Here is a 25,074-nt window from a genome sequence, read left to right as displayed (position 1 = left end):
TTCTAGACCTGCTCCTCGTCGTCGATAAGGTCCCAGTCAGGGTCCCCTCGGCCGTCTCCGGGCCCCGGCCCGTGCGCCGCGCGCGAGGCGGCGAACGCCGCTCCGGCGAGGAATGCCTTGGCCTCGGCGAGGCGCGGGTACACCTCGAGGAGACTCCAGAAGTGCGGCCCGTGGCCGGACTCGAGGAGGTGGGCGAGCTCGTGGAGGACCACGTAGTCCACGACCCACCCGGGCATGCCCTGGAGCTCGTGGGAGAGCCTGATGGTCCGCTGCGAGGGCGTGCACGAGCCCCAGCGGCGCTGCTGGTTGGTCACCCAGCGGATCGAGGCAGGCCGCGCCCGCCCTCCGAGGTACTGGGCCGAGAGCGCGAGCGCGCGCTCCATGAGGGCATCGTCCCCGGCCGGGCCTCGCCGCCGGGACGTCTGCTGCTGGAGCTTGGCCACCATGCGCTCGACCCAGTGGGCCTCCTGCGCCCGCGTGAACCCGGCGGGGATGGCCACCACGGCCGTCCCGCCCTCCCAGAACGCGGAGACGGTCTTGCGCCGGCGCGCGGAGCGGCGGACCTCGACCGGCGGGTCCGCAACCCGGCCCGCCGCCGCCTCACGCACCACGGAGCAGCTCCAGGACGGCCTCGCCATAGCGGTCGAGCTTGGCCTTGCCCACCCCGGCGACCTGCGACAGCTCGCCGAGGCTCGAGGGCCGCGCCTCGGCGATCGCGGTGAGCGTCGCGTCGGTGAAGACCACGAACGCCGGCACGTCCGCCTCGCGCGCCTGCTCGAGCCGCCACGCGCGCAGGGCCTCGAAGGTCGCCTCCTCGTACGTGGGCGGACAGTTGGAGCAGCGGCCCACCTTGCGCTCGGCACCGGTCGAGAGGATGGTCCCGCACACCCGGCAGACCGTGGGACCTTTGAGCTCGCGGCGCGCCCTGCGCTCGCCCGCCCGGGCGTGCGACGCCGTCGAGCCGGCGGGGCGCAGGCCGTCCAGGAAACGCGAGGGCCGGCGGTGCGCGCGGCCACCCGGAGTGCGCGAGAGCGACCACGAGAGGTGCAGGAACACCCGGGCCCGGGTGATGCCCACGTACAGGAGCCGCCGCTCCTCGTCCACGGTCATGGGCGTGTCCGCGAACGAGATGGGCATGAGGCCCTCGCTCAGCCCCACGAGGAACACCGCGTCCCACTCGAGGCCCTTCGCGGCGTGCAGCGACGCGAGCGTCACGCCCTGCACGGCGGGCGCGTGCTGCGCCGTGGCCCGTTCCTGGAGCTCGTCGACGAACTCGGGGAGCCCGAAGCCTTCTCCGCGCGCCGCCGAGAGCTCGTCCGCGAGCGCCACGAGCGCCGCGAGCGACTCCCACCGCTCCCGTGTCGCACCGCTGCCCGTGGGGGCCTGCTCGGAGTAGCCCAGCGAGGACAGGACGTCGCGCACCCTCTGTGGCAGCGCCACGCCGTCGTCCGCGGCGGCGCGGGCCGCACCGCGCAGCTGCAGGAGGCCGTCCCGCACCTCCCGCCGGTTGAAGAAGCGCTCCCCGCCGCGCAGTTGATATCCGATCCCGGCCGCGGTGAGCGCCTGCTCGAACGCCTCCGACTGGCCGTTCGTGCGGAACAGGACCGCGATGTCCTTGGGCTCGGTGCCCGCGGCGACGAGCTCCCCGATGCGGCGGGCGACGGCGGCGGCCTCGGCCTCGTCGTCGCTGCACTCCGCGTACTCGGGCTCGGGGCCCGCCGGCCGCTGCGCGATCAGGCGCAGCGGCTGTGCCCACTTCGCGTCCGCCGCGGGGCCGCCGGCGCGGCGGGCCGCGAGGAGCGCGTTGGCCAGGCCGACGACCTGGGGCGTGGAGCGGTAGTCCCGCACGAGGCGGACGATCGCGGCGCTCGGGTGGCGCTTGCCGAACTCGAGAAGGTGCGCCGAGGTGGCGCCCGTGAATGAGTAGATGGTCTGGCTCGCGTCCCCGACCACGCACAGCTCCTCGCGCTCGCCGAGCCACAGCTCGAGGAGCCGCTGCTGGAGGGGCGAGACGTCCTGGTACTCGTCCACGACGAAGTGCCGGTACTGGTCGCGGACCGTCGCCGCCACCTTGGGGTCCTCCTGGAGGATGCCGACGGTGATGAGCAGGACGTCCTCGAAGTCGATGAGGTTCCGGTCCACCTTCACGTCCTCGTACGCCTGGAACAGGCGCGCGACCGTCTGGGGCTGCAGGCCGCCCGGCTCGCCGCGGCCCGCGGCTCCCTCGAGGTACGTCGAAGGGGTCAGCATGGAGACCTTCGCCCACTCGATCTCCGAGGCGAGGTCCCGGATCGCGGCGCGGTCCACCGTCAGGCGGAGCCGGCGGGCCGACTCCGCGATGGTCTGGGCCTTGTGCTCGAGCAGGCCGGGGACGGCGCCGCCGACCGCCTGGGGCCAGAAGTACTGCAGCTGGCGCAGAGCGGCCGCGTGGAACGTGCGGGCCTGGACCCCGCCGACGCCGAGGTCGCGCAGGCGGCTGCGCATCTCGGCGGCAGCGCGGGCGGTGAACGTCACGGCGAGCAGGCGCTGCGGGGAGTACACGCCCGTGTGGACGCCGTACGCGATGCGGTGCGTGATGGCCCGGGTCTTGCCGGTACCTGCGCCGGCGAGCACGCACAGCGGCCCGTGCAGGGTCGTGGCGACCTCGCGCTGCTCCTCGTCGAGCCCCCCGAGCAGGCGTGCCTCGAGGCCTCCCTCCGCGAATGCGGGCGAGTCACCCGCGTCCGCGCTCATCGGCGCTCCCCCGCAGGCTCCGCGAGAACGCCGCCGAACCAGTGCTCGATGAGGGCGCGCGCGATCGAGAGGCGGCTGGGCAGCGTGACCTCGCCTGCGAGGACCGCGGACTGGAGCTCATCACGCTCGAACCAACGGGCCCGCACGACCTCGGTGCCGTCCGGCGCGGCGTCGGAGTCGGTGGTGCGTGCAGTGAACCCGAGCATGAGCGAGGCGGGGAACGGCCACGGCTGCGACCCGAGGTACTGGCAGTCCGTGACATGGACCCCGACCTCCTCCGCGATCTCCCGGACCACCGCCTGCTCGAGGGACTCCCCCGGCTCGACGAAGCCGGCGAGGGTCGAGTACATGGTCGAGCGCATCTGCGCACCGGTCCCCAGGAGGAGCCGCCCGTCAGGACCGACCACGGTGACGATGATCGCGGGATCCGTGCGCGGGAAGTGCTCCGTGCCGTCCTCGGGGCAGCGGCGCACCCAGCCGCTGTGGACCACTTCGGTGGGGGCGCCGCAGCGCGGGCAGCGCACGTGCCCCTCGTGCCAGTTCGAGATGGCGGTGGCCTCGACCAGCAGGGCCGCCTCGACCGCGTCGAGGTGTGCGCCGGCCTCGCGGAAGCCGGCCCAGTGGGTCTCGGCGTCGAGGAGCTCGGCGCCCTCGCCGGCCGCCTCGGACATGACGCCGGCCACCGGCTCGACCGGCTCGGGGAGCACCACGAGCACGACGTCGGCACCCGGGCCCGCGTCCGCCGTCGCCCGTCCCCGGGGTGCTTCGCCGAGGCGGCCGAGGTACACGACGAGGCCGTCGAGCCAGTGGGCCGGGACGAGCCGGACCGGGATGAAGGCCAGCCGGTCGCCCGTGAACGCGGCGCGGCGCTGCGAGACGAGGACGGCGAGGGTGCCCGGCTGGCGCAGGAGCGAGGCGAGGAACCCGGCGTCGGCCCTCTCCTCGCTGCGCCTGTCGATCGGCGAGGGCGCGACAGGGAGGAGGGTCGGTGAGAGGCGGCCGGCCTCCCGTCCCGGCACCGCGGCGGCTCCGCCGGCAGGGGCGCCGGCAGTGGCGGTCTTCACATCTGCCGCGCTGCGGGCGGGGAGGGAGCCGGAAGTCATGCTCCTACGGTACTGACCGTCTCCGACACCCGTCACACCGGCCGGCCCGGCTGTGGATGGGGGCGCTGTGGCGACTCGCCGTGCACCCGCCACGGCCGGGGTCGGCCGCGGGGCTACCGTGGAGGGGATGAAACGCACTGCGCTCGAGCTGGCCGCCCTCGCCACCGCCGCCGTCCCCGGACTGCGGCCGACCGCGGTCGCCCCCTCCCCGGACGACGCGACGGACTTCGACGCCGCCCTGCTCGAGACGCCGGACGGCCGGCGCTGGCGCATCCGCTCCCCCCGCGGGACCGAGGCGAGCGCGCGTCTCGAGACGGAGATGCTCGTGCTGCGCGCGTTCGAGCCCTCCATCCGCGCCGAGCTTCCCTTCCAGATGCCCGCGGTGGCCGGAACCGTGCGGATCGACGGGCTCACGACGTGCGTCTACACGAACCTGACCGGCGCCGTGCGGGAGCTGGACGAGCTCGCGACCGCGGGACCGAGGCTCGCGGAGGAGATCGGGCGCGCGCTCGCGGCCGTCCATGCCCTCCCCCAGAGCGTGGTGGACCGCGCGGACCTCCCGGTCTACACCGCCAACGAGTTCCGGCAGCGCCGCCTCAACGAGCTCGACCAGGCCGCGACGACCGGGAAGATCCCTGCGGTGCTCCTGCGCCGTTGGGAGCACGCGATGGAGGACGTCACGCTGTGGCGCTTCAACCCGACGGTGGTGCACGGCGACCTGCACGAGGACAACCTCATGATCGAGGACGACCGCGTCACGGCGGTCACCGGCTGGACCGACCTGCGCATCGGGGACCCGGCCGACGACCTCGCGTGGCTCGTGGGCTCCAATGAGCCGGCGTTCATCGACGCGGTCCTCGCCTCCTACCACGCGGCCCGCAGCGAGCCGGTGAACCCGCAGCTGGCCCGGAGGGCGGCGCTCGCGGCCGAGTTCGCGCTCGCCCAGTACCTCGTGAAGGCGCTCGCCCTCGGGGACGGCGCCGCGGCCGCTGACGGTGAGGAGATGCTCGGGCAGCTCGCCGAGGACATCGAGGCCGCCGACCTCGAAGGGGAGGGCCAGAACGACGACGGGCGGGACGGGAAACGCGAGGGCGCCGACCCGGAGGATCCCGTGGACGACGAGGGTGCGAGCAGTGGATCCGGGCCCGAAGGCGGCTCTGCGCCGGATCCGGTCCGTCTCAGCGGCGCACCGGTGGTGGAGCAGGCGGCCTCCGCCCGCCCGGTCGTCACCGTCATGGGCCCGCGGGCCACGCTCTTCGGCAGCGCCGGGGACTCATCCGAACGCTGAGGCGATGACCGCCTCGAGCTCCGCCTCGCCTGCAAGGCCGTCGGGGCGCACCACAGTCCCGTCCCCGAGGTAGCAGAACGCAGCCCGGATCTTGGACAGGGGCGTTCCCTGGAGCCGCGACCATGCGAGGCGGTACACCGCGAGCTGGACGGCGCGGTGCCGCGCCGCCGCCCCGGACGGGGCGCGGCCCGTCTTCCAGTCCACGAGCTCCCAGCCCCCGTCCGCGTCGGCGAAGACCGCGTCGATGCGGCCGCGCACGACGACGGGACCCACCCTGGTCTCGATCGGGACCTCGATGTGCGCCGGCCGCCGGTGCGCCCACGGGGTCCGCTGGAACGCCTCGACCAGATCCCGCAGCTCGTACGCCTCGTCGACGTGCTCGTCCGAGCTCTCGAGTCCCTCGAGGTCGAGCATTGCGCTCGTGCCGTAGTGCTCCTCGACCCACGCATGGAATGCGGTGCCGCGGCGTACCGCCACCCCGGGGCGGCGGGGCACCGGGCGGCGCAGCTGGCGCAGCACCGCGTCAGGGTCCTCGTCGAGCGCCACGAGTGTGGACGCCGAGACGTGCTCGGGCAGCCGGACGGTGGACCCGGTGCGGGCCCGGTTCCCCTCCGCCAGGAGCAGCTCCGCCTCGCGCGCCCACGCCTGTGCCCGCGGCCCTACGGGAGGCAGTGCCTCCGCGCAGGAGGCATCGTCGCCGGCACGGCCCGGGTCCGCGGCCAAAGCCTCCAGCACTCGGGCTGCAGCATGTTCCACCCGGCCGCGCCTGCCGGGTGCGAGGCTCAGCCGTGCGCCGGTCGCCGCATCGACCGGTCCCTCCAGGGGGTCGTAGGGCCAGACCGCGCGCTCTGCCTCCGCGCGCAGCGGGTTCTCCTCGGGGAGCTCGTCCTCGGCGATCCACGCGAGGATCCCGAAGCCCTTCTCCTCGGCGGCTTCGTGGAGCTCGGCGAGGAACGGGGAGGGCTCCATGGGCCGGCTCCGCGTGGCGCTCCAGCCGTAGCCGGTGGCGACCAGCAGGGTCCGGGCCCGCGTGAAGGCGACGTACGCGAGGCGGCGGTCCTCGCGCTCAGAGTGTTCGGTGGCGTCCTCGGCCAGGAGCTTCTCGGACTCGATCCAGCCCTTCTGGTCAGGAAAGCCCGTGTCCCACTCGGGCAGGTCCCGGTGGTCCCCGCGCAGCGGCCAGGGCAGCGCCGCGTGCCCGCTCGTCCAGCGGTCGTTCCCCCCACCCGGGAACATCCCCCGATTGAGGCCGGCCACCGCCACCGCGTCCCACTCGAGCCCCTTCGAGGCGTGCACGGTGAGCAGCTGGATGGCCCCGGGGCTCGGCTCGGCCGGCGCCATGTCGAGGCCGGACTCCTCCTGGGCCGCGGCCTCGAGCCACGCGAGGAACGCGAGGAGGTCCGAGGACTGGGACTGGGCGAGGAAGGACGCAGCGGCCTCCTGGAAGGCGTCGAGGTGGCGGCGCGCCTCATGGACCGAGGCCCCCGGCCGCGCGGAGAGCTCGATGTCCAGCAGGAGGGCGCGCTCGACGTGGGAGATCACGGTGCCGAGATCGTCCCCGGCCACCGAACGGAGCGCCCGGAGCTCGTCCCGCAGCCGCCCGAGCCGGTCGAGCCCCTCCTGCGTCAGGGACCTGCCGGCTCCGGAGACCCAGCCGGCGCGCGGGAGCCGGTCCAGCGACTCGACGAGGCTCGACGCCTCGGCGAGGTCTCCTTCGACGAGGACCTCCTCGGCCGTGCCGGGCGCGTCGAGGTCCTGCTCGGCCGGGCGCGCCGCGGAGGCGCGCAGTGCCGCGAGGTGCCTGGACCAGTCGGCCAGGGCCATGAGGTCCGCAGGCCCGATCCGCCACCGGGCGCCGGCCATGAGCCTCATGAGGGCATCCGAGCGGCCCGGGTCCGCGATGACCCGCAGCGTGGAGACCATGTCCACGATCTCAGGGGTGTCGAGGAGCCCCCCGAGCCCCACGACCTCGAAGGCCATGCCCCGCCGTTCGAACTCCCTGCGGATGGCCGCGAACTGGGACCGCTTGCGGCACAGGACGGCCATGGTCGGCCCCTCGGCCCCGTCGCCCTGGCCTGCGCCTGGGCGGGAGCGAGGCCACGAGCGGCCGAAGGCCTCGAGCTGGTCGGCAATGGCCGCGGCCTCGGAATGCTCGTCGGTGAACCGTCCGAGCACCACGCGACCCTCGTCCGCACCGGGCCGGGGCTCAAGCCGGTGCACGTCCACGCCCCGCTCCCCCGCTGCGAAGGAGGCCGGGGCCGCGAGCGGTGCGGCCACCGTGTTGGCCGTGCCCAGGATGGCCACACCGTTGCGCCACGCGGTCGTGAGGTGGCTGGTCCATGCGGGTGCCCAGCCGTCACCGTCGGCGCGCGGGAACCTGTGCGGGAAGCTCTCGAGCTGACCTGCCGAGGCGCCGCGGAAGCCGTAGATCGACTGGTTGGGATCCCCCACCGCGGTGACGGCGTGGCCCCCGGCGAAGAGGGTGGAGAAGAGCACCATCTGGGCATGGGAGGTGTCCTGGAACTCGTCCAGGAGCACCGTGCGGTACTGCTCCCGCAGCAGGGTCCCCGCCTCGGGGACAGTCGTGGCAACGCGCGCGGCCAGGGCGACCAGGTCGCCGTAGTCGAGGGCGCCGCGGGCGCGCTTGGCCTCCGCGTAGCGCTCTACGAGGCCGGCCACGGCGGCGCGGCCGCGCAGGGTGCCCAGGAGCGCGGCCGCCGCGGTGCGCGGGCCGCCCCGGCCCACACAGAGCGGAAGGGCCTCGAACCTCTCCGCCTCTCCCTCGAGCCAGTCGCGGACCTCGCCCGGCTCGCGCAGGTGCTCGGCGCACTCGCCGGCCATCTGGAGCACAGCCGAGACGAGCGTGCTCTTGGCGGGGAACCCGGGCCACGTGCCGCCGTCGTACGCCTCCACCACCCGCGCGGCGAGCTGGAACGACTGCGCAGCGCCCAGGAGGACCGCATCGCGCTCGATCCCGAGGCGCAGGCCGTGGTCCTGCACGACGGTGTTGGCGAACGAGTGGTACGTGGACACGGTGGGATCGAGGGCCTCCGGGTCCGCGGCGGCCGCCGCGATGCCTTCCACGCCGCGGCGGGCATGGCGCGCGAGCCTGGCCAGCTGCGCGCGGATGCGCGCGGAGAGCTCGCCGGCGGCCTTGCGCGTGAACGTCACGCCGAGGACCTCGTCCGGGCGGACCCAGCCGTTCGCGACGAGCCACACGACTCGGTCCGCCATGGTGGCCGTCTTGCCGGAGCCGGCGCCCGCGACCACGAGCCGCGGTTCGAGGGGCGAGCAGATGATCTCGGACTGCTGGGGGGTTGGCCGGTGCTGGCCGAGGAGGTCCGCGAGGTCCTCCGGTGTGAAGCGGGGATCGGGCAGCCCTGCCACTCCGAAGGGCCGGTCCTCGACGGGCCGGTCGTCGACGCCGTGGGCCGGGGTCTCGCTCATTCGGTGACCTGCCTTCCTCGGGTGCACAGTGGGCAGATCTCAGGGAGCCGGCAGCCGCGGGCGTGCGCCGCCCCGGGCTCGTGGCGGGCCTCGAAGCTCACGCCGGACATCGCCTCGGCGGCACGCTCGACCAGCGCGACCGCCCATGCGGGATCCTCGAAGGCGGCCTGCTGCTGGACCGAGAGCCGGGCCGTCCCGTCGCCGAGCTGGACGAGCTCGGCTCCTCCCGTCGACGAGCCGTCCCCGGGTGCTCCGGCCGCCTGCGCGAGCGCCTCCGCGAACGCGCCCACGACCACCGCGACCTGGTAGGCCGCGAGCTGGGCGTGCTCGTCGATCTCCGACGCCTTGGGCTTGCTCCGGCCTGTCTTGAGGTCGACGACGACGATCCGCCCGTCCTCGTCCGCCTCGAGCCGGTCCACCTGGCCGCGCAGCACGGTGCGTGCGGCGATCGGGGCCGTCCCGAGCCGCGCTAGCGGCGCCTCGAAGTCCACCTCGACCCCGAGGAGCGTGCGCGCGTTGGTGCGGACGTACTCGGCAAGCTTGGCGACCATGGCACTGGCCCTCTCGAAGTCGACCTCACCCTCCCACGTGTCCGGCAGCCCGAGGCCGGGCCAGCGGCGGCGCAGCTCGGCGGTGTACTGCTCGCGCGTTCCCGCGGGCAGCTCCTGGGCTAGCGCATGGACGAGCGTGCCCAGGCTCCGGGCGAAGTCCGTGGCTGCTTCGCCGCCCGCGGCGGAGACGAACCAGTCGAGCGGGTTCTTGGTCGCGGCCTCCACCTTGGACGGAGAGACGAACACGGTGCCGTCCTCGGGCACGACCGGGCCGGTGCTGCTCAGCGGCGCGAGGCCATACCACTCGTGCGGATGGGCACCCGGGGCACCGGCCCGGGCCAGGCGTGCGAGGAGGGCGACGGCGTGGGCCGCGTCGGCGTCGTCGGCCTCCGCCGACTGGCGCAGCTCGCCCACGAGCGGCCTGAGCCCCAGCGTGCGCGGCACCGGGCTGAACGGCCGCACCGCCGTGCCCTCGGGGAGCGGGTCGATGTAGTCCAGGAAGGGCGAGGGCACCTCGTCCTCGTTCGACGCCCCCGTGCACACGAGCCGTTCCGAGGCCCGGGAGACCGCCGCAGAGAAGCTGCGAAGCTCGTCGTAGCGGATGTCGGTCAGGCGTGAGCGCGTGCTGACGAGGAGGGCCGAGACGACGCCGAGCTCGAGGCAGTCTGCGAAGAGCGTGCTCCCGAGGAGCTCGCCGCGCAGCCTCGTGTTGGGCCAGACGCCGTCCTGGAGGCCCGCGACGAACACGAGCCGCCACGAGCGGCCGGCCGCACTGGCAGGGGTCAGGAGCTCGACGGCGTCCTCGGACTGGGCGCGCGGCGCGAGCGTGTCCATGGGCAGTTCCTGCTCCGTGAGGTAGTCGAGGAACTGGGCCGGCGAGGCCCCGGGCAGCCGGTCGACGTACCGCTCGGCCGTGTGGAAGAGCGCCATGAGGGCGTCGAGGTCCCTGTCCGCGCGCAGCCCGAGCGGGCCGCCCGCGAGGGCGAGGCCGTACCAGCGCCGGGCGAGGCCTGCCGCATCCCAGAGCGCCCAGAGCACGGTCTCGGCCGTCGCGCCGGGCTCTGCCACCGCCGCTCGCCCGCGCGCGAGCATCCGTGCGACGCGGCGGGCTGCCTGGGCCTCCATGCCGAGCGATTCGAGGACCCCGGGGATCTCGAGGGCCTCTACCAGGAGCGCGTCGCTGGTCCGCCCGCCTCCGGCGGAGAGCTCGAGCTGGCGCAGCGACTGGCGCAGCCTGCGCAGCTCGAGGGCGGACGCGCCGCCCACCCGCGAGGTGAGCAGCGCGACAGCGGACTCGGCCGTGAGCTCGGACGGGCTGAGGGCGATGCGGTACGCGGACAGGAGCGGCCTCACGGCGGCCTCGTCCCGCACGGCGGTCTCCGCGACAGGGACCTTGACCGGAACGCCCTGGCCTGCGAGGAAGCGCTGGACCTGCTCGAGCTTGGCCCCCGAGCGCACGATCACGGCCATCTCGCCGTAGTCGACCCCGCCCAGCAGGCGCGCGTCCTGGATGCGGTGCGCGAGATAGCGCAGCTCGTGCAGCGACGAGTGCAGCACGTGGGCCTCGACGCTGGGCGTGTCCGCACCGGCACGCCCCGCGACGGCGAGCCGCCGGGCCGCCTGACCGCCCGGAACGGCGGAGATCCGCTGCGCAAGGCCCTCCCAGGCCTGCGCGATCCCCGCCGGCAGACGGTGGGAGGCCGTGAGCGAGAGCTCCGTCAGCGCGGGTCCCGAGAGCCCGGTGAGGAGCCCGCGCAGACGCGGGACGAGCTCGGGGCGCGCACCCCGGAATCCCTGCACGACGACGTCCGGCGCGGCCGTGGCGATCACGTCCTGCCCTTCGGCGAGCACGGCAAGGAGCTCGAGCACCGCGGGGCTGGACTCCTGGACGTCGTCCACGCCGAGGAACGAGATCGTCTCGCGCTCCTCGGCCAGGAGGTCCCGGTCCTCGAGGAGGATCTGGCGCGCCGCCGTGATGATCCCGGCCGGGTCGAAGGCCTCGGGCATGCGCAGCTCGAGGACGTCCCGGTACTCGGCGTAGAGCTGCGCTGCCGCGGCCCATTCCGGCCGCCCGGCGCGTTCGCCCAGCTCGGCGAGCTCGTCCGCCGTCGTGCCGTATTCGGTGACCCTGTCGAAGAGCTGCCGGACCTCCTGCCGGAAGCCGCGCGTGCCGAGGGCCTGCTCGAAGCCGGGGGGCCACTGCGGGCCACGGCCGCTGGCCCGGTGGCCCTCGAGGAGCTCCTTGACGATGAGGTCCTGCTCGGCACCCGAGAGCAGCTTCGGCGGACGGGGCAGCCAGTCGAGGCGTCCCTCGGCGCGGGCGCGCCGGATGAGGTCGAAGGCGTACGAGGACCACGTGCGCGCAGGCGGGGCGCTCAGGCTGCGGTCCAGCCGTGCAGTGAAGGCATCGCGCAGCCTCGCGGACGCCGCCCGCGAGGGTGCCACGAGCAGCACCCCGGCCGGATCCAGGCCGTCCCGTTCCACGCGGAGCGCCGCGGCCTCGACCAGGACCGAGCTCTTGCCTGTGCCAGGTCCGCCCCAGACGAGCACCGGGCCGGATCCCTGCCGGAGGGACAGCACGCGCGCCTGGTCCTCGGACGGCTGCCATGTGCGCCCGCCGGCGCGGGGAACCGGCGGCAGGAGGCGGAGGCCTGTGGGAGCCTCGAGGGCAGGGGCCGGGATGTTCGCTGCCGTGGTCATGGCTCCATTCCACCGCGGGGGTCTGACACTTCCCGGCTTGCGAGAAGCTCGGCGACCGCCTCGACCGCGGCGAGTTCAGCCTGCGTCGGGGCCCAGCGCGCCCGCGCGATGTCCACTCGCCACGGGCCGTTGCGCGGGTCCCCGCGCAGCGGCGTGCTCTCGGCCTCGTAGCACGCCAGGGCGCGCCGCTCGTGGCCCTGGGGCGGCTCTCCGCTGGCCCTCACCACGCGCCACCAGGGCACCTCGCCGCCGTCGCGGGACATCACGGCGCCCACCTGGCGGGGTCCGCCGGAGCCGAGGAGCTCGGCGACGTCCCCGTACGCGAGCACGGAGCCCGGCGGCACGAGGCCGACGACGGCGAGCACCGCCTCGACGAACTCTTCCCGCATCGCTCCAGCCTAGTGGGAGCCGGCCGCCGATCCGCGCCGATCCGGTGCGCCGAGGCGAGGAATGTCGGTGAGGGGCCCTAGCCTGTCTCGCATGACGTGGAACACCCAGCCCAGGGCAGCCTTCGACCTCGAGACGACGGGACGGAACTCCCGTGCGGCCCGGATCGTGACGGCGAGCATCGCCGTCCTGCGCGCGGACGGCAGCGTCGAATCCGAGCACGAATGGCTCGCGGACCCGGGGGTCGAGATCCCGGCGGAGGCCGCGGAGGTCCACGGCATCACCACCGAGAAGGCCCGGGCGGAGGGCCGGCCCGCCCTCGAGGTCGTCGCCGAGGTGGCCGAGACGCTGCAGGGGCTCTTCGACCGCGGGATCCCGGTCGTGGCGTTCAACGCGTGCTACGACTTCACGGTGATGGCAGCCGAGTGCGCGCGCCACGGAGTCCCGCAGCTCACCCGTTTCCCGGTCCTCGACCCCTACGTGATCAACAAGCAGGTCGAGAAGTACCGCAAGGGCAAGCGCACCCTCAGTGCCCTCTGCGAGCAGTATGGCGTCATGCTCACCGAGGCCCACACCTCTGCTGCGGACGCGCTCGCGGCCGCACAGCTCCTCGACGCCATGGCGTCCCGGTTCCCCGAGCTCCACAGGCCAGCGGCCCACCTGCACACGAGCCAGGTGGACTGGTCGGCGGCCCAGGCCGCGGACTTCCAGTCCTACCTGCGCCGCACCAAGCCGACGGCCGTGGTCGAGGGCGACTGGCCGGTCCTCGCACCCCAGGACGAGGGTCGCGGCGGCTTCTGAGGCCCTGCGCGGGTGCCGGATTCCGCGCCGCCCCCAGCGCGTGAAACCGGGACGAGAGCTAGCCGTCTGGGGACGCGGCGTCCAGCATCGTCTGGAGGACGAGACATTTCTCACACGGATTGTGACCGCTGCCGCCACGGACGGAGCCGGCTCATCGTTCGACCCCGCGCCCGGTAGTTGAACCGTCGGCAGGGGCTCCTCCCAAGGCCGAAGATCGTTCGATCGATCAGGCAGAGATGCGAATCAAAGCCCACATCAAGCGTGACTCCGGGGCAACGGCATAATTAAGTTCCGTCCCAGCGCCCCCGCGGCGCGTCCCGCCACCCTAGGGCTCCATGATCACAGTCACCGACCTCCGCAAGGTCTACCGCCAGGGGAAGCGCGAGATCGTCGCCCTCGATGGCGTCTCGCTCTCGGTCCCACAAGGATCGGTCCATGGCATCATCGGCCACTCCGGCGCCGGCAAGTCCACCCTCGTCCGCTGCCTGACGCTGCTCGACCGCCCGACATCCGGGTCGGTGGACATCAACGGGACCGTGCTGAGCGCCGTCAAGGACTCCGAGGTCCGGGCAGCCCGGCGCCGGATCGGCATGGTGTTCCAGCACGGCAACCTCCTCGACTCGCGCACCGCCGCTGGCAATGTGGCTCACCCCCTCGAGCTCGCGGGAACGCCGAAGGAGACGATCCGCGAGCGCGGGCGCGAACTCCTGCGCCTTGTGGGGCTCGAAGGCTTCGAGAACGCCTACCCGTCCCAGCTCTCGGGCGGCCAGCGCCAGCGCGTCGGAATCGCGCGCGCCCTCGCCGCGGATCCGGACGTGCTCCTGTGCGACGAGCCCACTTCGGCCCTCGACCCCGCCACCACGGACGAGATCCTCGACCTCATCCGCGACCTCACCGACCGGCTCGGCCTCACGGTCGTTGTCATCACGCATGAGATGCACGTGGTCAAGCGCATCTGCGACTCCGTCTCGCTGCTCGAGAAGGGGCGGATCGTCGAGCACGGCCCCCTCACCGATGTTGCGGCCCGCCTCGACAGCAGGCTCGCGAAGGCCCTCCTCCCCCTCCCGCCCGCCGAGCCCGTCCTCGGCGCCGGAGGAGGAGACGTCGTCGACATCCTCATGACCGGGGCGTCGGCGCAGGAGCCCGTCCTGACGGGCGTCGCGCGCCGCTTCGACATCGACCTCAACGTCCTCGCCGGAAGCGTCGAGACGATCGGGGGGACCCAGTTCGGCCACCTCCGGGTCCAGCTCTCCCCCGGCGCGGACACCGCCGCCGTCCTGGACTACCTGCGCGGCCAGGGCGTCACCGCCAAGGCCATCGACCCCGCCGAGGCCGCCGAGGCCGGAGAGGGGGAGCTGTGAACTTCCTCGACAACCCCGTCCTGGCCAAGGCCCTGCCCGAGGCGGTCCTCGAGACGCTCCAGATGGTCGGGATCTCCGGGCTCGTCACGGTCCTGATCGGCCTGCCCCTCGGCGTCTTCCTGCACGTCGCGGCGCCGGGCGGCCTCCGGCCCATGCCGGTCGCCTATCGCGTGCTGAGCGACATCGTCGTGAACATCACCCGCTCCATCCCGTTCGCGATCCTCATGGTCTCGCTCATCCCGCTCGCGCGGTTCCTCGTCGGGACCAGCCTGGGGCCCATCGCGGCCTCGGTTTCCCTGTCCGTGGGCACCATCCCCTTCTTCGCGCGGCTCGTCGAGACCGCGCTGCGGGACGTGCACCACGGAAAGGTCGACGCCGCACTCGTCATGGGCTCCACCCACATGCAGGTGGTCCGCAAGGTCCTCCTCCCGGAGTCGATGCCCGCGCTCGCCGCAGCCACGACCACCACGGTGGTCACCCTCGTGGGCTACTCCGCCATGGCGGGCCTCGTGGGCGGCGGAGGCCTCGGCAAGCTCGCCTACAACTACGGCTTCCAGCGCTTCGACACGGCCGTGATGCTCGTCGTGCTCGTCATCATCGTCATCCTCGTCCAGGCCATCCAGCTGCTCGGCGACTGGATCAGCCGCCGCCTCGACCACCGCTGACGGGCGCCCTGACGGCCCCGGTGACCCGTCGCCGTCGTCCGCGCTGCCCGTCCCGCGCCCATCCGTCCACCGAAAGGAGCGCATCCGTGCGCAAGAAACTGACCCTCGTCGCCGCCGGAATCGCGGCAGCCCTCTCGCTCGCCGCGTGCGGCGCCGGCGGCTCCGAGCCCTCGGCCTCGGCCACGGCGCTCGACCCCGCCAACCCGCAGACCCTCACGATCGGCGCGAGCCCCGTCCCGCACGCCCGCATCCTCGAGTTCGTCAACGAGGAGCTCGCCCCCAAGGCCGGCCTCAAGCTCGAGATCAAGGAGATCGAGGACTACCAGACGCCGAACACGGCGCTCTCGGACGGCTCCCTCGACGCCAACTACTACCAGCACCTGCCCTGGTTCGAGGACCAGGTCAAGACCAAGGGCTACAAGTTCGCCCACGGCGAGGGCGTGCACATCGAGCCGTACGCCGCCTTCTCGGAGAAGGTCAAGGACATCTCGGAGATCAAGGACGGCGCCAAGGTCGCCATCACCAACGATCCGTCCAACCAGGTCCGCGCGCTCAAGGTCCTCGAGACTGCCGGCCTCCTCAAGGACATCCAGGACGACTCCGCCGTGCTGACCCTCACGGACGAGCAGAACCCGAAGAAGCTCGTCTTCTCCGAGAACCAGCCCGAGCTGCTCGTGAACGACCTCAAGGACCCGTCCGTGGACCTCGCGCTCATCAACGGCAACTTCATCCTCGCCGCGGGCCTGAGCACGAAGGACGCCCTCGCGGTCGAGTCGGTGGAGGGCAACCCGTACGCGAACTTCCTCGCATGGCGCGAGGACTCCGCGGGCGATCCCCGCATCGCCAAGCTCGAGGAGCTCCTCCACTCCGATGAGGTCAAGGCCTTCATCGGGAAGGAGTGGCCGAACGGGGACGTCACCCCCGCGTTCTGATCCGCGCGCGGCCCGGCTGCCGCCCGCACACCTGGCGCACGACGGCGGGGTCCCCACTGGGTGGGGACTCCGCCGTCGTCCGTCCCGCCCGATACGGGGTCCCGTGCCCCCCGATATGGGGTCCCGTCCCGCCCGATACCGGGTCCCGTCCCGCCCGATACGGGGTCCCGTGCCCCCCGATACGGGGTCCCGTCCCGCCAGCCGCTACAGCGGCAGCCCCGCATCCCCCTTGAGGTCACGCATGACGATCGTGGAGGTGAGCTTAGCGACGCTCGGGAGCGCGGCGAGGCGCTCGTCGTAGAGCCGCTGGTAGCCGGGCAGGTCCTCGGCCACGCACTTGAGCAGGTAGTCGGGGTCGCCGAAGAGGCGGTAGGCCTCCACGATCTGCGGCTCCGCGGACACGGCCTCCTCGAAGGCCCGCAGGGCGTCCTGAGAGGTCTCGCGCAGGGTGGTGAACACCATGGCCCCGAAGCCGAGACCCACCTTGGCCGGGTCGACGTCCGCGCGGTAGCCACGGATCACCCCGGAGGCCTCGAGGTCCTTGAGCCGCCGGTGGCACGGCGCCACCGTCAGCCCCACCTCCGCGGCGAGGGCGGTGGCCGTCATCCGGCCGTCGGCCTGAAGGGTGCGCAAGATTGTTCTGTCTAGAGCGTCAATCACCGTCAGAATCTAACCCAGTCTGGCTTCAGTGGGCGAGAAAAGGGAAAGCACTTCGCGCGCCATCCTCCGTACTCTTGCGTCCATGGACCTCACGCCGCTGCTCGGCTTCGCCGCGATCTCGCTCGCCCTCGCGCTCACACCGGGCGCGGACTGGGCCTACACCATCTCGGCGGGCCTCCGCCCCACCTCGCCCGCGCCCGCCGTCGCGGGGCTGTGTGCGGGGTATGCCGTCCACACCGCACTCGTCGCCGCGGGTCTGGGCATGGCGCTCGCCGCGCGCCCCGAGATCGTCGCGTGGCTCTCGGCGGCAGGCGCGCTCTACCTCGTGGCGCTCGGGCTCACGACGGCGCGCGGCTGGCGCGCGGCCGGGTTCACCGCAGGCGGGACGCGCCTGGGAGGCGCCCCCGTGGCGTGCGACGCCCCGCTGCCGTCCGGCGCCCCGGTGCGCGACGCCGTCGTGCGCGCCCACGGGCCCGCCGGCGAGTTCCTGCGCGGTCTGGCCACGAGCGGGATCAACCCGAAGGCGCTCCTCCTCTTCGCCACCGTCATGCCGCAGTTCGTCAGGACGGACTCGGCGCTGCCGGTCGCAGCGCAGACTGCGGCGATGGGGCTGACCCACCTCGCGTTCACGGTGGTCGTGTACAGCCTCGTGGCCCTCGCCGCGCGGCGGATCCTGCGGGCGCGCCCGCGGCTCGCGCAGGGCGTGACGCTCGCGAGCGGGCTGCTCATGCTCGGGATCGGCGGCCTCCTGCTCGTGGAGCAGGCAGCGGCTCTGTTCGGCCACGCGCCTGCTTAGACGTGGCCACGCGCCTGGCGGGACGTGGCCACGCGACGGGCTCAGGCGCCCGGGAGGGCTGCCGCCGCGGCCTTCGCGGCCGCCGGGAGGGCGTCCAGGATACGGCCCATCGCAGTGTCGTCGTGGGCGGCGGAGAGGAACCAGGCCTCGAACACGCTCGGGGGCAGGTACACGCCGCTCTCCAGCATCGAGTGGAAGAAGGGCCCGTAGCGGAATGCCTCCTGCGCCTGCGCGTCCGCGTAGTCGCGCACGCCGCGCTGCGAGGTGCCGAAGGCCACGGAGAACAGGTTCCCCGCGCGCTGGACGGTGTGGTCCACGCCCTGGGCGTCCAGGGCGGCAGAGACGGCGCGGGAGAGCTCGAGGGAGCGGTCGTCGATGTGCGCGTAGACGGCGTCGGTGGCGAGCGTGAGGGTCGCGACACCCGCTGCCATCGCCACGGGGTTCCCCGAGAGCGTGCCGGCCTGGTAGACGGGACCGAGCGGGGCGAGCCAGTCCATGACCTCCGCGCGGCCGCCGAGCGCGGCCACGGGCATGCCGCCGCCGATCACCTTGCCGAACGTGAACAGGTCGGGCGCCCATCCCTCGTGCTGGCCCGTGAGCCCCCAGTATCCGGCCGGGCCGGTGCGGAAGCCCGTGAGGACCTCGTCGAGGATGAGGAGTGCGCCGTGCTCGGCCGTGATGCGGCGCAGGCCCGCGTTGAATCCGGCGGCGGGCGTGACCACGCCCATGTTCGCCGGGGCGGCCTCCGTGATGACGGCGGCGATCCTGGGCCCGTGCTCGGCGAACGCGGCCTGAACGGCGGCGAGGTCGTTGTACGGCAGCACGAGCGTCTCGGCCGCGGTCGCCGCGGTCACGCCGGCGGAGCCGGGCAGCGCGAGGGTCGCGACGCCGGAGCCCGCCGCCGCGAGCAGGCCGTCCACGTGCCCGTGGTAGCAGCCGGCGAACTTCACCACGAGGTCGCGGCCCGTGAACCCGCGGGCGAGCCGGATGGCGGTCATGGTCGCCTCGGTGCCGGTGGAGACCATGCGGAGGCGCTCGACGGCGCCCACTCGCCCGATCACGAGCTCGGCCAGTGCCGCTTCATCCGGGGTGGAGGCGCCGAAGGAGAGCCCGCGGTCCACGGCGGCGTGGACGGCGTCGAGCACTTCCGGGACGGCGTGGCCGAGCAGGGCAGGGCCCCACGAGCAGACGAGGTCCACATAGTCACGCCCGTCTGCGTCGTGCACGTACGCGCCCTTCGCCGAGACGAGGAAGCGGGGCGTGCCGCCCACGGAGCCGAAAGCACGCACGGGCGAGTTCACCCCTCCCGGCATGAGGGAGCGGGCACGGGCGAAGAGGTCCTCGGAGGTGGTCATTCCCCCATTCTCCCCCACCGGCCTGGGCGGAGCGTGCCGCCCGGCCGGGCACGCGGCGTCGTGCGCGGGGCCCGGAGGGCGCGCACGACGCCGGGAGGGCACCTAGGCGAGCATGTCCGCCACGAGCGGGGCGACCTTCGTGCCGAAGAGCTCGATGCTGTTCATCATGGCGCTGTGCGGGAGGGTCCCGCTCGAGTACTTGAGGTCGAAGCGCTGGGTTCCCAGCGCCCGGTGCGTGTCCGCGATCTTGCGCGCCACTGTCTCCGGCGAACCGACGTAGAGCGCCCCGGCGCGGGACGCCTGGGCGTTGAACTCGGTGCGGCTGCCCTCGCCCCAGCCGCGCTCCGCACCGAGCCGGTTGCGCATGGCGAGCCAGTGCGGGAAGAGCTCCTCGCGCGCCTGCTCGTCGGTCTCGGCGACATGGCCCGGGGAATGCGTGGCGAGCATCGTGTACTCCTTGCCGAGCTTCTCCAGCGAGCGCCTGTAGAGGTCTGCGAACGGGGCGAACCGGGCCGGTTCCCCGCCGATGATCGCGAAGCTCACGGGGAAGCCGTAGTGCGCCGCGCGGACCACGGACTGGGGCGTCCCGCCCACGCCGATCCACGTGCGCAGGAGGCCGTCCTCGAGGTGCGGGTACGCGGTGAGGCCGCTGATGGGTCCGCGGTGGCGGCCCTCCCACCGCACCGGCCTCTGGGAGCGCACGCGGTCGAACAGCTCGAGCTTCTCCTCGAAGAGGGTCTCGTAGTCCTCGAGGTCGAACCCGAAGAGCGGGAACGACTCGATGAACGACCCCCGTCCCAGGATCACCTCCGCGCGGCCGGAGGAGACGGCGTCGAGCGTGGAGAAGCGCTGGAACACGCGGACAGGGTCATCCGAGGAGAGGACCGTGACGGCCGAGGTGAGGCGGATGCCCTCGGTCCTGGACGCGATCGCCGCAAGGACCACCTCGGGCGCGGAGACAGCGAAGTCCTTGCGGTGGTGCTCCCCCACGCCGAACGCGTGCAGGCCCACCTGGTCGGCGAGGACGGCCTCCTCGACCAGCTCGCGGATCACCTGTGCGTGGGGCTTCGGCGCGCCGTCCGGGCCGAGGCCCACATCGCCGAACGTGTTCAGGCCGAGGAGGACAGGGGACGCGGGGCTGGTGTTTCCATGCACATGCATCCAAACCGCGCCGGCACCGTGATCATTCCCGCAGGCGGCGGCCGGTCAGGACTCCCGGAGCCAGCCCGCGATCTCCGCGGCCCAGTACGTCAGGACCATGTTCGCCCCGGCACGGCGGATGCCGAGCACGGACTCGAGGATGGAGGCCTTCCGGTCGATCCAGCCGTTCGCGGCGGCGGCCTCGACCATCGCGTACTCTCCCGAGATCTGGTACGCGGCCACGGGGACGGGGCTCATGGCGGCGACGTCGGCGAGGATGTCCAGATAGGACATGGCGGGCTTGACCATGACCATGTCGGCGCCTTCCTCGAGGTCCAGCCGGACCTCGAGCATCGCCTCGCGCCGGTTGGCGGCGTCCATCTGGTACGTGCGGCGGTCGCCGGTCAGCTGGGAGTCGACGGCCTCGCGGAAGGGCCCGTAGAACGCGGAGGCGTACTTGGCGGCGTAGGCGAGGACCGCGACGTCCTGGCGACCCGCGGCGTCGAGCGCCTGGCGGATGGCGGCGACCTGGCCGTCCATCATGCCGCTCGGCCCGAGCACGTGCGCGCCCGCCTCGGCCTGCGCCACGGCCATCTGCCCGTAGACCTCGAGGGTCGCGTCGTTGTCCACGCGGCCGTCGGCGTCGAGGACCCCGCAGTGGCCGTGGTCCGTGAACTCGTCGAGGCACACGTCGCTCATGACCACGAGCGAGTCCCCGACCTCCTCGCGCACGGCGCGGATCGCGGCGTTGAGCACGCCGTCCGGGTCCAGCCCGGCCGAGCCTTCCGCGTCGCGCTCCTCGGGCACGCCGAAGAGCATGATGCCGCCGAGGCCCAGCTCGGCGGCCTCGGCCGCCGCGCGGCGCAGCGTTCCGGTGGTGTGCTGCACGACGCCGGGCATGGACTGGATCGCGATCGGCTCGCTCGCACCCTCGCGGATGAAGGCGGGCAGGATCAGCTCGGCCGGGTGCAGGCGCGTCTCGGCGACGAGGCGGCGCAGGGCCGGCGTCTGGCGCAGGCGGCGCGGGCGGTGCTGCGGGAAGCTCATGGTTTCTCCTTCTGAGGCGGGGAGTCGTCGTTGAGGGCGCGCGCCACGGCGTCCACGATGCCGGCCGGCGTCGGGGTCGCGGCGGTCGCGGCCGCGGGGATGCCGAGCGACCGCAGCTCCTCGGCGGTCGGCTCGCCGATCGCGATGAGGCTCGTGGAACCGAGCGGGTCCAGGACGGCGTGGATGCGGCGTGCCGCGCTCGGGGAGGCGGCGACGACGGCGTCGAGCCGTCCCGCGGCCAGCTCGCGGTTCGCCTGGGCAGGCTGGAGCACGACGGCGGGCGCCTCCTGCCCGCTCGGCTCGCCGGCCGCCAGTGGTGCGGTCAGGCGGCGGACAGGGTCCGCGGGGAAGTCCACGGTCCGGTATGCCGTGACGGTCTCCACGCGGTTCCCGGCGGCGGCGATGCCCTCGGCGAGGGTCGGCGCAGCGAGGTCGGACTGAGGGAGCAGCACGCTGGCCCCGCCTCCTTCCCACACCTCGACGAGGCCTTCGGCGGACTGCCTGCCCTCGGGCGCGAGGTCCACACGGAGGCCCTCGGCCTCGAGGACACGGCGGGAGCTGGGCCCTATCGTGGCCACCCGCACACCTCTCGGGACGAGCGCGGGAAGGCCCATACCCTGCGCTGCGGCCGCCTCCTTGAGCGCCCGCACGGTGGTGATGCTGGAGACGACGAGCCAGCCGAAGTCGCCGGCCGCGAGCCGCGCGAGGGCATCAGCGAGGGCGCCCTGGTCCTCGGCCCGCTCGAAGTCGATGAGCGGCAGGAGCAGCGGCTCGGCGCCCGCCTCCGCGAGTGCCGCCGCCATGGCACCGGCGCGGTCGGGACTGCGCGTGAGCAGCACCCGCCGTCCGGCCAACCGCGCGTCGCCCGCGTCGGGGGGATATGGCCCCGCATTCGTGGTACCTGCCCCCGCGTCGCTGGGATGTGACCCCGCGTCGCTTGGATGTGGCCCCGCATTCGTGGTACCTGACCCCGCGTCGCTTGGATGTGACCCCGCATTCGTGGTACCTGACCCCGCGTCGCTTGGATGTGACCCCGCATCGCTGGGACGTGGCCCCGCGTTGCCCGGGGACATCAGGCGCCCAGGTCCGCGAAGTCCGCGGCGCCTTGGGCGAGGAGCTCCTCGGCGAGCTCGATCCCGAGCAGGGTCGCCCCGACCTCGGTGAGCCCGTCGGTGGCCTTCTTGAGCCTGAGGGAGCGCGTGCCGTCCACCGAGCACACCACGGCGTCCAGGTGCAGCATCGAGCCCTTCCGGCGCGCGAGGGCGCCGACGGGAGCCGCGCAGCCGGCCTCGAGGCGGGCCAGCAGGGCACGCTCTGCGGTCACGGCGAGGCGCGTGTCGGCGTCGTCGACGGCCGCGAGGGCCTGGGCGAGGACGCCCTCCCCGGTCGCGTGGCCGCTGCCGCCGGGCTCGCGCACCGGACCGTCCTCGATCCGGCACTCGATCGCCAGCGCCCCCTGCCCGGGAGCGGGGAGCATGACCTCGGGCTCGAAGTACTCGCTCACGACGTCCGTGCGGCCCAGGCGGGTCAGACCGGCGGCGGCCAGGACGACGGCGTCGAGGTCCCCGGGTGCGTCCTGCGCGTTCCCGGGCAGGCCGGGCACGCGGCCGAGCCGGGTGTCGACGTTGCCGCGGATGTCCAGGACCTCGAGGTCGGGGCGGGCGGCGCGCAGCTGGGCGGCGCGCCGCGGAGAGCCCGTGCCGACCTTGGCGCCCGCGGGGAGCTGGGCGAGCGTGAGCCCGTCCCTCGCGCAGAGCACGTCGCGGACGTCTGCGCGCGGGGGGATGGCCGCGATCGTGAGTCCCGGCTGACCGGCAGTGGGGAGATCCTTGAGGGAGTGCACGGCCACGTCGCAGCGGTCCGCGAGCAGGGCGTCCCGCAGCGCCGTGACGAATACGCCCGTCCCGCCGAGGGACGCGAGGGAGCCGGTCTTGACGTCGCCCTCGGTCTTGATGCGGACGAGCTCGGTCGCGAAGCCGCCCACGGCCGCGAGCGTGTCCGCCGTCTGCTGCGTCTGCGTGAGCGCGAGGGCGCTGCCGCGGGTGCCGATGCGCACCGCCATGCTCAGGCCTCCGTCCCGTCAGCCGCGGGAGCAGCCGCTGCATCCACGCCGGCCGCTGCGTCAACGCCTTCGGCGATGACGGGCTTGGCGCCCCGGAAGTTGGCGCAGCACCCCGGGCGGCACACGTCGTACCACGGGCCGAGCCCCGTCACGTGGGGGCGCTCGGCGATGTTCTTCTCGACCGTGCGCTCGCGGATGAGCTGCACGAGCCCCGTGACGAACTCCCGGTGGACACCCGGAGTCGGGACGCGCACAGCCTCGACGCCGAGCTCCCTGCACGTGGCGAGCGCCTCGGTGTCGAGGTCCCACGCGACCTCCATGTGATCGCTCACGAAGCCGAGCGGGACGATCACGACGCCCTTGACCGCCGGACCTCCCTCGGCGGTGCCTCCGGCAATCGCCGCGAGGTGGTCGTTGATGTCCGGCTCGAGCCACGGGACATGCGGGGCGCCCGAGCGGGACTGGTAGACGAGGTCCCAGCCGGGGGCGCCCTCGGCTGACCCGGTCACCGCTTCCATGACGGCACGGGCGTTCGCGAGGTGCTGCGCCGCGTAGGCCGAGGCCTCCTCGAACTCGCGAGGCTCGCCGTCGGAGCGGCCTGCCGCCTCGGCGTCACGTGTGGGAATCGAGTGGGTCGCGAACAGCACGCGGATCTCAGCGTCGCGGGAGCCGTCCGGGGCGCCGAGGGCTTCGCGGACCGTTGCGAGGCCCGCGGCCGTGCCCTCGACGAAGGGGACGACGAAGCCGGGGTGGTCGAAGTACTGCCGAACCTTGTCCACCTCGAGCCTGCCCGTCAGGCCCGTCTCCTCCAGCGCCATGCCGAGGTCCTCGCGGTACTGCCGGCAGCTCGAGTAGCACGAGTAGACGCTCGTGGTGAGGACCAGGACCCTGCGGTGCCCGGCGTCGTACATCTCGCGCAGCGTCTGCGGGATGTACGGGTCCCAGTTGCGGTTGCCCCAGTAGACCGGGAGGTCCAGGCCCTGGGCGGAGAGCTCCGCCTCGAGGGCGGCCTTGAGCGCGCGGTTCTGGGAGTTGATGGGGCTGATGCCGCCGAAGGCGCGGTAGTGGTGGCTGACCTCTTCGAGGCGCTCGTCCGGGATCCCGCGGCCGCGGGTGACGTTGCGGAGGAAGGGGATCACGTCCTCCTGGCCCTCGGGGCCGCCGAAGGAGGCGAGGAGGACGGCGTCGTACGCCTTCGGCGCGAGGCGCCCGGCCTCGGTGACGGGGTTGGCCTCGGTCGAGACCGCGAGCGGGGCCGCGGCGCCGGCGACCACGATCCGGGCGGACTGCTCCCCGCTCACGCGAGGACCTCGGCGACCTCGGCGGGGGTCACGCGCCGGCCCGTGTAGAACGGGATCTCCTCGCGCACATGGTTGCGCGCATCGGTCGCCCGGAGGTGGCGCATGAGGTCCACGAGGTCGACGAGCTCGGGGGCCTCGAGCGCGAGGATCCACTCCCAGTCGCCGAGGGCGAACGAGGAGACCGTGTTGGAGAGGACCTGGGGGAAGTCGCGCCCGAGGAGGCCGTGCTCGCGGAGCATGCGGCCGCGGTCCTCGGCGGGGAGGATGTACCACTCGTAGGAGCGGACGAACGGGTACACGCACAGCCACGCCTCGGGCTCGACCCCGCGGGAGAAGGCGGGCGTGTGGTTCTTGGCGAACTCGGCCTCGCGGTGAACGCCCATCGCCGACCAGACGAGGTCGGTGCCCTCGAAGAGCGCTGAACGGCGGATCCGGCGCACGGCCGCCTGGAGGTCCTCGGGGCGGGCGCCGTGGAGCCACACCATGACGTCCGCATCGGCGCGCATGGCCGAGACGTCGTAAGCACCGCGGAACGTGACGCCGGACTGGGCGAGCTCCGCGACGAGCCCCTCGAACTCGGCCGCGGCGGCGGCATCCGGCGCGTCCTCGCCGGGAACGCGGGCGAACACGGTCCAGAGGGTGAAGAACTGCTCCTGCGCGGCCTCGCCAGCGGCGGCGGGTTTGGTGACAGATTCGGCGGAAGTGTGGCTCATGGTGTCCAGTGTGCTCCTTCGGCTGGGGCAAA

General features: G+C 73.5%; 20 protein-coding genes. 6 read left to right on the top strand and 14 right to left on the bottom strand.

Annotated features, from left to right (window positions below; genetic code table 11):
* Positions 1-2: 2 nt before the first annotated feature.
* From ABCQ75_RS02835 to nudC, 3 genes are read right to left on the bottom strand one after another with little or no spacing between them, the layout of a single operon-like run.
* Positions 3-608 (bottom strand): M48 metallopeptidase family protein, encoded by a 606-nt coding sequence (locus ABCQ75_RS02835; protein ID WP_345883229.1) that lies wholly within the window; start codon positions 606-608, stop codon positions 3-5.
* On the bottom strand, positions 601-2,733 hold the full coding sequence (locus ABCQ75_RS02830) for an ATP-dependent DNA helicase UvrD2 (protein ID WP_345883003.1): 2,133 nt from the start codon (positions 2,731-2,733) through the stop codon (positions 601-603). Before ABCQ75_RS02830 ends, ABCQ75_RS02835 begins: the two co-directional genes overlap by 8 nt.
* On the bottom strand, positions 2,730-3,836 hold the full coding sequence (gene nudC, locus ABCQ75_RS02825) for an NAD(+) diphosphatase (RefSeq protein ID WP_345883002.1): 1,107 nt from the start codon (positions 3,834-3,836) through the stop codon (positions 2,730-2,732). Before nudC ends, ABCQ75_RS02830 begins: the two co-directional genes overlap by 4 nt.
* A gap of 127 nt (positions 3,837-3,963) precedes the next feature.
* Here nudC and ABCQ75_RS02820 point away from each other — a divergent pair, with 127 nt between their 5' ends.
* The gene (locus tag ABCQ75_RS02820) at positions 3,964-5,124 is read left to right on the top strand and encodes a phosphotransferase (RefSeq protein ID WP_345883001.1); all 1,161 of its coding nucleotides are present in this window, start codon (positions 3,964-3,966) and stop codon (positions 5,122-5,124) included.
* On the opposite strand, the gene ABCQ75_RS02815 is transcribed toward ABCQ75_RS02820, so the two are convergent.
* The 3 genes from ABCQ75_RS02815 to ABCQ75_RS02805 are packed head-to-tail and all read right to left on the bottom strand — an operon-like array spanning position 5,110 to position 12,211.
* Positions 5,110-8,571 (bottom strand): ATP-dependent helicase, encoded by a 3,462-nt coding sequence (locus tag ABCQ75_RS02815; protein ID WP_345883000.1) that lies wholly within the window; start codon positions 8,569-8,571, stop codon positions 5,110-5,112. The two genes, ABCQ75_RS02820 and ABCQ75_RS02815, sit on opposite strands and share 15 nt — an antisense overlap.
* Positions 8,568-11,822, bottom strand: a complete 3,255-nt coding sequence (locus ABCQ75_RS02810; RefSeq protein ID WP_345882999.1) for an ATP-dependent helicase — start codon at positions 11,820-11,822, stop codon at positions 8,568-8,570. Before ABCQ75_RS02810 ends, ABCQ75_RS02815 begins: the two co-directional genes overlap by 4 nt.
* Positions 11,819-12,211, bottom strand: coding sequence for an MGMT family protein (locus ABCQ75_RS02805; protein ID WP_345882998.1), 393 nt, complete (start codon positions 12,209-12,211; stop codon positions 11,819-11,821). Before ABCQ75_RS02805 ends, ABCQ75_RS02810 begins: the two co-directional genes overlap by 4 nt.
* Positions 12,212-12,302: 91 nt before the next feature.
* Between ABCQ75_RS02805 and ABCQ75_RS02800 the strand changes: the two genes are divergently transcribed.
* The 4 genes from ABCQ75_RS02800 (at position 12,303) to ABCQ75_RS02785 (ending at position 15,968) form a co-directional block, all read left to right on the top strand.
* On the top strand, positions 12,303-13,010 hold the full coding sequence (locus ABCQ75_RS02800; RefSeq protein WP_345882997.1) for a 3'-5' exonuclease: 708 nt from the start codon (positions 12,303-12,305) through the stop codon (positions 13,008-13,010).
* A 335-nt stretch (positions 13,011-13,345) separates the two neighbouring features.
* Entirely contained in the window at positions 13,346-14,371 is a 1,026-nt protein-coding gene (locus tag ABCQ75_RS02795; protein WP_345882996.1) for a methionine ABC transporter ATP-binding protein, read from the top strand.
* Positions 14,368-15,036 carry a methionine ABC transporter permease gene (locus tag ABCQ75_RS02790; RefSeq protein ID WP_345882995.1) on the top strand — a complete coding sequence of 223 codons (669 nt, stop codon included), beginning with the start codon at positions 14,368-14,370 and terminating at the stop codon, positions 15,034-15,036. The genes ABCQ75_RS02795 and ABCQ75_RS02790 overlap by 4 nt, the downstream gene beginning before the upstream one ends.
* An 86-nt stretch (positions 15,037-15,122) precedes the next feature.
* Positions 15,123-15,968 carry a MetQ/NlpA family ABC transporter substrate-binding protein gene (locus ABCQ75_RS02785; protein WP_345882994.1) on the top strand — a complete coding sequence of 282 codons (846 nt, stop codon included), beginning with the start codon at positions 15,123-15,125 and terminating at the stop codon, positions 15,966-15,968.
* A gap of 204 nt (positions 15,969-16,172) precedes the next feature.
* Here ABCQ75_RS02785 and ABCQ75_RS02780 read toward each other — a convergent pair whose 3' ends face one another.
* Entirely contained in the window at positions 16,173-16,628 is a 456-nt protein-coding gene (locus ABCQ75_RS02780) for an Lrp/AsnC family transcriptional regulator (RefSeq protein WP_345882993.1), read from the bottom strand.
* Positions 16,629-16,710: 82 nt separating this feature from the next.
* Between ABCQ75_RS02780 and ABCQ75_RS02775 the strand changes: the two genes are divergently transcribed.
* Complete coding sequence (locus ABCQ75_RS02775) at positions 16,711-17,424, top strand: LysE family translocator (RefSeq protein ID WP_345882992.1); 714 nt, start codon at positions 16,711-16,713, stop codon at positions 17,422-17,424.
* Between the two features lie 41 nt (positions 17,425-17,465).
* On the opposite strand, the gene hemL is transcribed toward ABCQ75_RS02775, so the two are convergent.
* The 7 genes from hemL to hemQ all read right to left on the bottom strand — a co-directional run bounded on the left by hemL (position 17,466) and on the right by hemQ (position 25,042).
* Complete coding sequence (gene hemL / locus ABCQ75_RS02770; protein ID WP_345882991.1) at positions 17,466-18,779, bottom strand: glutamate-1-semialdehyde 2,1-aminomutase; 1,314 nt, start codon at positions 18,777-18,779, stop codon at positions 17,466-17,468.
* A gap of 102 nt (positions 18,780-18,881) precedes the next feature.
* Positions 18,882-19,934, bottom strand: coding sequence for an LLM class flavin-dependent oxidoreductase (locus tag ABCQ75_RS02765; RefSeq protein WP_345882990.1), 1,053 nt, complete (start codon positions 19,932-19,934; stop codon positions 18,882-18,884).
* A 51-nt stretch (positions 19,935-19,985) separates the two neighbouring features.
* Positions 19,986-20,966, bottom strand: a complete 981-nt coding sequence (gene hemB, locus ABCQ75_RS02760) for a porphobilinogen synthase (RefSeq protein ID WP_345882989.1) — start codon at positions 20,964-20,966, stop codon at positions 19,986-19,988.
* On the bottom strand, positions 20,963-21,805 hold the full coding sequence (locus tag ABCQ75_RS02755) for a uroporphyrinogen-III synthase (protein ID WP_345882988.1): 843 nt from the start codon (positions 21,803-21,805) through the stop codon (positions 20,963-20,965). Before ABCQ75_RS02755 ends, hemB begins: the two co-directional genes overlap by 4 nt.
* Before the next feature lie 233 nt (positions 21,806-22,038).
* Positions 22,039-23,028 (bottom strand): hydroxymethylbilane synthase, encoded by a 990-nt coding sequence (gene hemC / locus ABCQ75_RS02750; RefSeq protein WP_345882987.1) that lies wholly within the window; start codon positions 23,026-23,028, stop codon positions 22,039-22,041.
* Positions 23,029-23,030: 2 nt separating this feature from the next.
* On the bottom strand, positions 23,031-24,329 hold the full coding sequence (locus ABCQ75_RS02745; protein ID WP_427916022.1) for a ferrochelatase: 1,299 nt from the start codon (positions 24,327-24,329) through the stop codon (positions 23,031-23,033).
* Entirely contained in the window at positions 24,326-25,042 is a 717-nt protein-coding gene (gene hemQ / locus ABCQ75_RS02740; RefSeq protein WP_345882986.1) for a hydrogen peroxide-dependent heme synthase, read from the bottom strand. The genes ABCQ75_RS02745 and hemQ overlap by 4 nt, the downstream gene beginning before the upstream one ends.
* Positions 25,043-25,074 lie beyond the last annotated feature (32 nt).

Origin of the sequence: Sinomonas halotolerans, assembly GCF_039615075.1 — a bacterium.
Classification (GTDB): domain Bacteria; phylum Actinomycetota; class Actinomycetes; order Actinomycetales; family Micrococcaceae; genus Sinomonas; species Sinomonas halotolerans.
The sequence above is the reverse complement of the archived record's forward strand: the minus strand, read 5'-3'. Positions and strand labels throughout refer to the sequence as shown.

What these genes read in the sequence shown, in the direction of transcription:
- ABCQ75_RS02830 (WP_345883003.1), bottom strand. Translation starts at nt 2,733, where the DNA reads ATGAGCGCGGACGCGGGTGACTCGCCCGCATTCGCGGAGGGAGGCCTC.
- nudC (WP_345883002.1), bottom strand. Translation starts at nt 3,836, where the DNA reads ATGACTTCCGGCTCCCTCCCCGCCCGCAGCGCGGCAGATGTGAAGACC.
- ABCQ75_RS02820 (WP_345883001.1), top strand. Translation starts at nt 3,964, where the DNA reads ATGAAACGCACTGCGCTCGAGCTGGCCGCCCTCGCCACCGCCGCCGTC.
- ABCQ75_RS02815 (WP_345883000.1), bottom strand. Translation starts at nt 8,571, where the DNA reads ATGAGCGAGACCCCGGCCCACGGCGTCGACGACCGGCCCGTCGAGGAC.
- ABCQ75_RS02810 (WP_345882999.1), bottom strand. Translation starts at nt 11,822, where the DNA reads ATGACCACGGCAGCGAACATCCCGGCCCCTGCCCTCGAGGCTCCCACA.
- ABCQ75_RS02805 (WP_345882998.1), bottom strand. Translation starts at nt 12,211, where the DNA reads ATGCGGGAAGAGTTCGTCGAGGCGGTGCTCGCCGTCGTCGGCCTCGTG.
- ABCQ75_RS02800 (WP_345882997.1), top strand. Translation starts at nt 12,303, where the DNA reads ATGACGTGGAACACCCAGCCCAGGGCAGCCTTCGACCTCGAGACGACG.
- ABCQ75_RS02795 (WP_345882996.1), top strand. Translation starts at nt 13,346, where the DNA reads ATGATCACAGTCACCGACCTCCGCAAGGTCTACCGCCAGGGGAAGCGC.
- ABCQ75_RS02775 (WP_345882992.1), top strand. Translation starts at nt 16,711, where the DNA reads ATGGACCTCACGCCGCTGCTCGGCTTCGCCGCGATCTCGCTCGCCCTC.
- hemL (WP_345882991.1), bottom strand. Translation starts at nt 18,779, where the DNA reads ATGACCACCTCCGAGGACCTCTTCGCCCGTGCCCGCTCCCTCATGCCG.
- hemB (WP_345882989.1), bottom strand. Translation starts at nt 20,966, where the DNA reads ATGAGCTTCCCGCAGCACCGCCCGCGCCGCCTGCGCCAGACGCCGGCC.
- hemC (WP_345882987.1), bottom strand. Translation starts at nt 23,028, where the DNA reads ATGGCGGTGCGCATCGGCACCCGCGGCAGCGCCCTCGCGCTCACGCAG.
- hemQ (WP_345882986.1), bottom strand. Translation starts at nt 25,042, where the DNA reads ATGAGCCACACTTCCGCCGAATCTGTCACCAAACCCGCCGCCGCTGGC.